This window comes from Endozoicomonas sp. SESOKO4, from assembly GCF_024606275.1.
The window spans coordinates 1-8,528 of record NZ_JAHHPS010000259.1 but is presented as its reverse complement, the minus strand read 5'-3'; the positions used below and the strand labels follow the sequence as shown (position 1 = coordinate 8,528).

General features: G+C 47.3%; 9 protein-coding genes and 1 pseudogene. 4 read left to right on the top strand and 6 right to left on the bottom strand.

The genetic code is table 11. The features are described from left to right. The first annotated feature begins 42 nt into the window (after window positions 1–42). Window positions 43–1,443 (top strand): annotated as a pseudogene (locus KDK16_RS04770) (serpin family protein). A gap of 61 nt (window positions 1,444–1,504) precedes the next feature. Here KDK16_RS04770 and KDK16_RS04765 read toward each other — a convergent pair. The 3 genes from KDK16_RS04765 to KDK16_RS04755 are packed head-to-tail and all read right to left on the bottom strand — an operon-like array spanning window position 1,505 to window position 3,025. Further along, the gene (locus tag KDK16_RS04765; RefSeq protein ID WP_257274919.1) at window positions 1,505–2,170 is read right to left on the bottom strand and encodes an SOS response-associated peptidase; all 666 of its coding nucleotides are present in this window, start codon (window positions 2,168–2,170) and stop codon (window positions 1,505–1,507) included. Between the two features lie 2 nt (window positions 2,171–2,172). Next, window positions 2,173–2,421: a DUF2007 domain-containing protein gene (locus KDK16_RS04760; protein ID WP_257253439.1), complete on the bottom strand. Its 249-nt coding sequence runs from the start codon at window positions 2,419–2,421 to the stop codon at window positions 2,173–2,175. 37 nt (window positions 2,422–2,458) lie between these two features. Next, window positions 2,459–3,025, bottom strand: coding sequence for a tetratricopeptide repeat protein (locus KDK16_RS04755; RefSeq protein WP_257253438.1), 567 nt, complete (start codon window positions 3,023–3,025; stop codon window positions 2,459–2,461). Between the two features lie 294 nt (window positions 3,026–3,319). Here KDK16_RS04755 and KDK16_RS04750 point away from each other — a divergent pair, with 294 nt between their 5' ends. Both KDK16_RS04750 and KDK16_RS04745 read left to right on the top strand, forming a co-directional pair. After that, window positions 3,320–4,483, top strand: coding sequence for a 1-acyl-sn-glycerol-3-phosphate acyltransferase (locus KDK16_RS04750; protein WP_257274918.1), 1,164 nt, complete (start codon window positions 3,320–3,322; stop codon window positions 4,481–4,483). A gap of 1 nt (window position 4,484) precedes the next feature. After that, complete coding sequence (locus tag KDK16_RS04745) at window positions 4,485–4,802, top strand: NGG1p interacting factor NIF3 (RefSeq protein WP_306670724.1); 318 nt, start codon at window positions 4,485–4,487, stop codon at window positions 4,800–4,802. 2 nt (window positions 4,803–4,804) lie between these two features. On the opposite strand, the gene KDK16_RS04740 is transcribed toward KDK16_RS04745, so the two are convergent. After that, window positions 4,805–6,511 carry an SWIM zinc finger domain-containing protein gene (locus KDK16_RS04740; protein ID WP_257274917.1) on the bottom strand — a complete coding sequence of 569 codons (1,707 nt, stop codon included), beginning with the start codon at window positions 6,509–6,511 and terminating at the stop codon, window positions 4,805–4,807. 33 nt (window positions 6,512–6,544) lie between these two features. After that, on the bottom strand, window positions 6,545–7,096 hold the full coding sequence (locus tag KDK16_RS04735) for an NUDIX hydrolase (RefSeq protein ID WP_257274916.1): 552 nt from the start codon (window positions 7,094–7,096) through the stop codon (window positions 6,545–6,547). Between the two features lie 320 nt (window positions 7,097–7,416). Between KDK16_RS04735 and KDK16_RS04730 the strand changes: the two genes are divergently transcribed. Next, window positions 7,417–8,037 carry a CoA pyrophosphatase gene (locus KDK16_RS04730; RefSeq protein ID WP_257274915.1) on the top strand — a complete coding sequence of 207 codons (621 nt, stop codon included), beginning with the start codon at window positions 7,417–7,419 and terminating at the stop codon, window positions 8,035–8,037. 51 nt (window positions 8,038–8,088) lie between these two features. Here the strand turns inward: KDK16_RS04730 and KDK16_RS04725 are convergent. Then, window positions 8,089–8,528 (bottom strand): transporter associated domain-containing protein (locus tag KDK16_RS04725; RefSeq protein WP_257274914.1); only part of this gene is annotated, 440 nt, incomplete at its 5' end.

Here is an 8,528-nt window from a genome sequence, read left to right as displayed (position 1 = left end):
ATATTGAGACAAGCCCTGATATTAAGAAGACAGGGTGCTAACATGGTACTATCAAACAAGTCTCCCGTTATAAACTTGCAGTACAGTCGTGTTCTGCTGTCAGTCAGTTTGCTTCATTTCCTTTCGCTACCCTCGCCACTTCAGGCCGAGACCTGTGACACCTACGACTTCAATCAGAATCGTGAAAGATTTTCACTCTCCCCAGCGTTTCATGAAAAAAATCCTGACGAGGAACTTCAATATGACACAATGCCCTCCCAATCGGCAATACCAGCAAATCCTGATTCAAATCCCGGTTCACAGTCGGATGAATCGCAGGGGAATCTGGAGCTTGCCATAAATATATTTAGCCAGGCAGCAAAAGAAACGCCTGAAAATTTTCTTATCTCCCCTGATGGCCTTTTCAGATCACTGGCACTAATACTCATGGGGGCTACTGGCGAAACCAGGCGACTGCTACAAAGCTACCTGGGGGATAATTACTCTGAGTCATCCGGTGCAACAGCATCAATCGCAACATCTTTTGCACGGGACGAATACTTCATTGAGAATTGTTTGCTCTTGTCCAGTGAACTTGAACTTCGGGAAACTTATCGTGAGAGACTTAAACAAATAAACGCCGATATTCGTGATAAAGTCGACTTCTTCGACCGTGTATTTTTACAAAACCTCGCTGATGAGCTCAACAGACTATTTAGCCAATTAACCCATGGCATGGTTCCTCAATTTTGCCACGTCGACCAATGGCCCCCAGATACCACCTTGGCACTCATAAATTCTATTTACTTCAAGGGGCTTTGGGAAAGGTCTTTTAATGTCCGAAATACAGGCGTATTTACCTTACCCAATAACCAGAGAGTTGTTTTAGAGCAGTTTATGGAGTAGGAAATCAGTTCCATACAATACACAAATCATAATGATTGGGAGGCAGTTACTGTTCCTTACCAGGGGGCGCATGAAATGATTTTGGTTTTACCTCCGGAAGGTATAATGCCTCATGAGATATCACCAAAAATAATAAAAGCATTATTTTCATCCTTAAACTCTGAAGAATCACGCCCATCATATTCAAAAATCTCTCTTGGACTTCCACCCTTTAAAGTTGATTCGAACATTGAATTGAAGAAATTTTTCGATAGAACAGGTTTACATTCTCTTTTTACAAACCCCCTCGAATTAGGAACTATGCTATCCGTCACTCTACCTGTTTACATTAATGTGGTTCGTCAACATTGCGCAATTGAGGTTAATAAAGATGGAACCCGAGCCGCAGCTGTCACACACATGTCATTTTCGAGATCGTTTGTGGAGAGCAATCAGAGAAAATCAATCCAATTTAGTCGACCATTTCTTTATATATTGCATAATAAAATAACCAAAAAAATCATCATAATTGGACAATTACTAGATCCTCGGAGCACTTCAGGAGCGGGTACCCATTAATCGGAACAGGGGGGCCTCTTGACTCCCCTCACCTTTTTGTCGTGAGCAACGAGGGAGTGCTTTAATTGCGAGCTACCAGTTTCCTCACGCACTCTGGCCCCTTGTTTGAGACGTTATTCACCACTCTGCCCACTTTATAAAAAGACAGCTTGCTAACCTTCTCAGCCGGGTTGCTCAGACTGTCAAAAACCGTCTCATAATTTTCACCCAGCCAATCGTTAGCCTGTTTCTGTTGCAACAAAACAGGCATTCTTTCGGTCAACGGTGATATATCGCCGATAGCAGGGCAAGTGAGGATTGCACAGGATTCGAAACTTAGTTGGTCATCCACAGGATAACTTTCCCAAAGACCGGCAAAGAGACATAATCCACCCGACTTCGGTCGTATATACCAGGGCTGACTGCGGTCCCGCACTTTCTGCCAGTCGAACCAGCCATCAGCCAGAACCAGACAACGTCGCTTTTTCAGGGCATTGCGAAACATCGGTTTGTCGGCAACGGTTTCGATTCTGGCATTAATCTGGGCTCTGGAAAAATCCTGCAGCCAGTGAGGAACCAACCCCCACTTAACCCGAGCATTTTCTAAATCGCCCTGATTATTATGTTTGACAATAAGCACCTGTTCGCCAGGCGCAACATTGTAGGACGGGATATTGGCTTCTGGCTGACGAATACCCAGCCAGCTCAGGCTGATCTGGTCGGCCATCAACGTATAACGACCACACATAATCAGTCTTCCTGAACCTCAGCAGAGTCTTCCAGAACGGGAGACGCCTTGAGGTAATCTTCGATCATTGCTTTGGCCAGACCGGCATCGCCATCTTCAACGTAGAGCGCTAGCAAACCGCTAGCGGGTAGTTCACCAACGGCCCCCGTCAAATAGCTACCTCCCAGATGGCAGGCAATGCCATGGTTCAACAGAACATCCTTGAGGCACTGGGCCTCAAGGAGATTATCAGGACAGAATATTTTAATCATACTTTTATAAAAACACAGCCACCGTCGTAAAGCCAGCTTACTTCAGATAGACCGTCCTGATCTGACTGATCAGTTCATTTGCTTTAGCTCTCTGGGCAGGGTTAAGCAATTCAGACAGTTCCTGCTTCTGTTTACGGGCCGCAGTCTGAAAATCTCCCGCAGAATCTTCCAGACTCAGAGCAGTCCAAATATAAGCAGCAATCAGGTTACGGTCTGTACCTGCTCCCTCATAATAGGACTTCCCCAGCTCGTACTGAGCCTCTGCACTCTTGCCTTCCCGACCTGCCGCACGTTCGATCAGTTGAAACCCTTTTCCGGGATCTTTGGTGACACCACCCAGCCCCTCTCGATAGGCCTTACCCAGCAACAGTTCCGCCTGAACATTGCCCTGGTTCGCCAGAGGTTCCAGTAGAGAAAGGGTTTGACTGGCATTTTCCGGCTTCGCTTTACCAGCCACCAACAGGCTACCCACTTCAAGTATGGCCTGCTCGTCGCCGGAGCTGGCCTGCTTAAGCAGGCTGGAAAAGTCAGCAGTCCAACCGCTCAGGGAAAACAGCAATGAGAAGGCCAGCAGCCCACCGCAGCACTTTTTATTCAATGACATCTGCTACCTCTAGCCATTTTGAGCAGACGACTGCCCAGTTATTTCATTATTGGAACGCTGATGTGTTCGTAGGGGCGGAGTATACACACTCGAGACAGGGAATACTGCAAGGTTTCAATTTTGAATAACTCATAAATCAGTGAAACCCACATCAACAAACATACATACACCCACCCACCTTAATTCTCAAACCGTTACAAAGTGCCACAACCCCGCTACAGACCCTTTGTTTTAATACCTATATACTCAACGGTTTAACTCACCGCTGTTATATAAGGCAATAATCCCGAACAGATGGAACGCTTTGAAGAAATCCGCCCCTATCACGATCGAGAGGTAAGGCCTGTCCTGAACCGCCTGTTGCTGGACCGTGAACTGATTCAGGCGCTGGTACATCATCAGTACCCCAACATGCCAGGCTTCCTTGGTGGTGTTGCGAGCTGGCTGACTGCTATGAGACTGCGCTACAAGCTAAAGAACATTCATAACATTGATGGACTGCAGGAGGTCATTGAACCTTACCTGACCCGTGTCATTGAAGGCAGCACTTCCGGCATCAGCTTTTCCGGACTGGACCAACTCGACAAAGAGCAGGCTTACCTGTTCGTGTCTAATCACCGGGACATCGTTATGGATCCTGCCTTTGTCAATCTCGCTGTTTATAAACAGGGCATGCAAACCGTTCGAATAGCCATTGGTGACAACCTGCTGCAAAGACCTTTTGTCAGTGATCTGATGCGCCTCAACAAAAGTTTTATCGTCAAACGATCCATAGAAGGCCGCCGGGAAAAGCTCAAGGCTTATCAGACACTGTCAGCCTATATTCATCATTCCATTGATACCGGGCATCCCGTCTGGATCGCCCAGAGTGAAGGACGGGCAAAAGACGGTGATGACAAAACCGACTCCGCCATCATCAAGATGTTTCATATGAGCCGAAAAGCTGCGGATACTTCTTTTGCCGACAGCATTCGTTCCATGAACCTGGTACCCGTATCAATTGCTTACGAATACGACCCCTGCGATCTGGCCAAAGCCAGGGAACTCTTCGCGACTGAAGCCCAGGGCAATTATGAAAAGTTCGAAGGTGAAGACCTTCAAAGCATCGTGACTGGCATTAATGGTTTCAAAGGCGGTGTCCATGTAGCTTTTGGCACACCGCTGAAGGAAAAGTATGAAAACGCCAACCAGGTTGTTGAAGAAGTGGATCGTCAGGTTCATCAGAACTATTACCTGTTTGCTTCCAATCTGATTGCCTTTGATCGACTCCGCAGTGCCTATCCCCATGTGACAGAGTGTTCTTTAAAAGCCCTATTTGAAAAATTTTGCCCGGATGAGTCGCTTGATAGTAAAGTCAGAGATTTCGATGACCGTTTGGCTCTGTGCCCAAAGGCTCATCAACCCTGGTTCCTGAAGATGTATGCCAATCCGGTTTTCAATCATTTTGCTGGACAATGACATGACCCTGCATAAGCTGTGCTTTTTTGTTCCTGAAAGTCATCTTGAATCGGTGAAAACTGCCGTCTTTGCGACTGGTGCCGGGCGTTACGAAAACTACGACAGCTGTTGTTGGCAAACAGCTGGCCAGGGTCAGTTCAGACCGCTGAATGGCAGCGACCCTTTCATTGGCAGGCAGGATATGGTGGAAATCGTTGAGGAATTCAAGGTTGAAATGATCTGTGAGGAGCAGTACCTGAAAGCAGCCATTGCCGCGTTGAGATCGGCACACCCTTATGAAGAGCCAGCCTTTGAAAGCTGGCCGGTAAGCGTTTCCTGAGTTTAAAGTCCGGGAAACGCCTCATTGAGAAAACGCATAAAATTCCTTTTAGTCCTGTATTCTTCACGCAGCTCATCAAGCCACCGACTAAATGCCTGCGGCTGATTCAGTCCTGCCAATATCTGCTGGCATTCAACCAATAGTTCAACCGCCTCTTGATAACTTTTACTCGTTCTTTTCTGAACACAATCCTTAACGAGCTTCTCATAGAGAAAACGAGAACGTTCTCCATCTTGCCGAAAATGTTTTCTCAGCTCGTAGAGCAATGTAGCATCCGGATCTGCATCTGTGACCAGTTGCCAGGCTGACTCCAGATCCGATCCAGCAAGAAAAGCCATCATCAGTGTGTTTAACACACGGTGGTGGTGATAACCCTGAGTGCTGACAACCCGCTCTTTCATCCAGTCTATGGCTTTTTGCCGCCAGTCTTCCTGACTGTTCAGGTCTTCTGAAAGCTCTTGTAAGTGCTCAAAAGTAGACAGTGTCGGTGACTCTTTAAATTGCTCCCAAACGTCCTGCAAAGCTTCAGTGTTACGCCCCGTCTTCAATAACAGTAACTGTTGCAGTTCATGAATCCGGGCCGATTCACTAAAACTACTGCCCTGCCGGGCCATATCGAGGTAATTCCAGGCCTCATCATACTCACCCAGCTCCATATGAGAACGGGCAATAACCAGATACTCCTCCTCTGTCCTGGCGATCTTTTTATAGAGATGGATCAAAGTCTTGTAGTCATTTTCCAGCTTGGGTACGACTTGCAGAATCCTCAGCAAACGGTCATAAATGAATCGATCCCGCCAGTTATCACTCTTAAGCCTGGGTAACCCATCCCAACGGGCCCGGGCGATATCAAGGAAAGCTTCCCAACACTCCGAAGTCATTACCTCACTGAAATCATCCGGAATGCGACCATGCCATCCACCTTCATGCCTGAGTAGTAATTCCATGAGATGTTGGGCTTTTGACGCTTCAGACCCACTCAGTGCAGCAAAGGCTTCAACATACATCCTCTGTAGCTGAGCGATAGACTCAAACCTGAAACCTCCTGAATCATCGATGGTTTCCAGCGCACGAAAGATTCGGGACATAGCGTAGTCCAGCAACGCCATCTGGTCACTGGCTGCCAGCTTTTTTAGTGGCGATTCAAGGGCAAATATTACCTGTTCAACATTGGCAAAATATTGCCTGACCTGGGCATATCTAAAACAATGACGATTATAGGGAATGGCGGCGGTTATTCGTTTGCGGATGGTTTTTTTATCCATTATCCCCAACGCTGTCTCAGCCTTGAGCAACCATTGCTCTCGCACTGAACGACTACTGTCTATCATTTCAACAAAGTGTCCCACCAGCTCTTCTTTGGGTATTTGCAATAAATAAGCTGCCAGTATGTCGGTGGCCTGTGCGCCTTCTTTCAACCGGAGCACAGATACTTTATCCCGTAATACCATGCTCACAGCAACGCAATGCTTGCAAAAGTCGATACCGTCGGAAGCAGGACAATCACAACTGCCGTCCAGGGCACTCTGGGTATAAACCAGATTGACCCGATATACCACGCTACCCATGACCTTGGCAGATACTCTCTCACCCTGAAGCGACAGCTCTCCGACCCGGCCTTCCTGGTAGTATCCCTTCCCCTGGGAAAAAGCTTTCCCGCCTGCCAGCTTCACTAACTGCTGATCGGTAATTTCCGGCCTGTCGTTCACGCTGCTCCAACCTGATGTAGGATAATCCTTTAGTTAAGAAAGCACTCTGCGGTCAGGCAGTGCGATATCTTCCATCCGCTGAGGAAAACAACCTGTTTGACGATCACTGAAGTAATGGCGAAGGGTACGACTGATGGTATTGAAAGCCAATTCATCCCATGGAATATCTTCTTCGCTGAAAAGAGCTACTGCTTCACTCTCTTCACCGGCGCAGAACTCAGGTTTATCAAGATGAGCCAGAAAAAATACCGAGAGTTGGCTCACATGAACAATATTAAACAGGGTATACAATGATTGGAGCGTAACCTCTGCTCCGGCCTCTTCCATGGTTTCCCGAAGGGCAGCCTGTTCGAGGGTTTCTCCCAGCTCCATGAAACCGCCGGGCAATGTCCAGTACCCCCTGCGCGGTTCGATAGCGCGTTTGCAGAGGAGCACTTTACCTTCGTAGACCGGCAGACAACCTGCGACGATTAGCGGATTTTGATAGTGAATTTTGCCACAGTCGTCACAAACATCACGTAATCGGTTATCGCCACAGGGGATCTTCTTACTGACCTTAGCACCACATTCACTGCAGAAATTCACTGTTTTTCCTTCTAACTATGAAAATCTTTCTTCACCTTAACCCGATTCATAACCGAAGTCACTTTAATCAAAATTGGCGTAGAAAATGCATAACATTTCTTTACCAGATGGAGCACGCTGTAAAAAACATCTGTGTTATGATCTTTTTAAAGCACGAAAAAACAGCGTTGCACCTAAGGAATGATAGCCCTGCCCGGTGTTACAGGCAGTCTGGTATCCAAGGTCGATAATAACAATGTTCCAACGGCGCCTTTTCCAATGCCATTCTGTTTTTTTAAGCATCTGAATGTCGCCGTGAAAGCCAGAGATTCCCGTGTTATATGTTGATTACAGATATTGAGCGAAGACTCCACAAACATCAGCCAAGAAGTATAGACACCCCTCTTCCGGAAGCCGCCGTTCTTGTACCTCTGGTGACCAATAACCAGGGACAGGCCACCGAAATCATCCTGACCCGAAGGGCTACTCACCTGAACAAACACAGCGGAGAAGTGGCATTTCCCGGCGGCAAACGAGAAGACGACGATCGTGACCTGATCCATACCGCCCTGAGAGAATCCCAGGAAGAGATAGACCTGAAACCATCTTCAGTTCAGATTCTGGGCACTATGGGGCCGGTCATTTCCCGCTTCGGTATCAAAGTGATCCCTGTCATCGGCTCTGTGCCGGAAAACTTGTCGCTCAGCGCCAATATTGAAGAGCTGGACCGCATTTTTCACGTTCCACTGGACTTTCTCACCAATCCGGACAATCTACAGTTTCACCATTGGAGTATGAACGAAAAAACCTACTCCATGCCCTCGTATCAATACGGTGAATATCTGATCTGGGGGTTGACCGCCATAATGCTGGTAGAATTTCTGAACGTGGGATTGAACACCACTATTCCACTGGATGCACCTCAGTTTCATGCCAGCCACAGCCACCCGCAAAATCGCTAACCCTCGGGCTGGCGAAAACCAAAATTCATTCAGCGAAATTAATCATTCAAGTTAAGCAGTGAAAATCTTCACTGCTTTTACCCGGTTGTCCTTGACCTGCATAATCTCAAACCGGTAGCCACCTATCTTGAGACAAACACTGGATTCCGGAATAAACTCCATCATCTCGGTGATCAAACCGTTGATCGTCCTTGCATCCTCAGTGGGCAACTTCCAACCCAGAGAACGGTTAATATCTCTTACAGAGGCCGAACCATCAATGATGTAGCTACCGTCTTCCTGAGGGGTAATATCTTGACTGGAGTCGGATACATCGGTGGTAAAATCACCCACAATTTCTTCCAGGATATCTTCCAGCGTCACCAGGCCAAGAATATCGCCATATTCATCGACCACCAGTGCGACACGCTCTTTAGATTTCTGAAAATTAAACAGCTGAGTATGCAGGGGAGTACTTTCGGGTACATAGTATGGCTCCGTTGTTTCCTGCA

What these genes read in the sequence shown, in the direction of transcription:
- KDK16_RS04745 (WP_306670724.1), top strand. Translation starts at nt 4,485, where the DNA reads ATGACCCTGCATAAGCTGTGCTTTTTTGTTCCTGAAAGTCATCTTGAA.
- KDK16_RS04755 (WP_257253438.1), bottom strand. Translation starts at nt 3,025, where the DNA reads ATGTCATTGAATAAAAAGTGCTGCGGTGGGCTGCTGGCCTTCTCATTG.
- KDK16_RS04750 (WP_257274918.1), top strand. Translation starts at nt 3,320, where the DNA reads ATGGAACGCTTTGAAGAAATCCGCCCCTATCACGATCGAGAGGTAAGG.
- KDK16_RS04760 (WP_257253439.1), bottom strand. Translation starts at nt 2,421, where the DNA reads ATGATTAAAATATTCTGTCCTGATAATCTCCTTGAGGCCCAGTGCCTC.
- KDK16_RS04730 (WP_257274915.1), top strand. Translation starts at nt 7,417, where the DNA reads ATGTTGATTACAGATATTGAGCGAAGACTCCACAAACATCAGCCAAGA.
- KDK16_RS04765 (WP_257274919.1), bottom strand. Translation starts at nt 2,170, where the DNA reads ATGTGTGGTCGTTATACGTTGATGGCCGACCAGATCAGCCTGAGCTGG.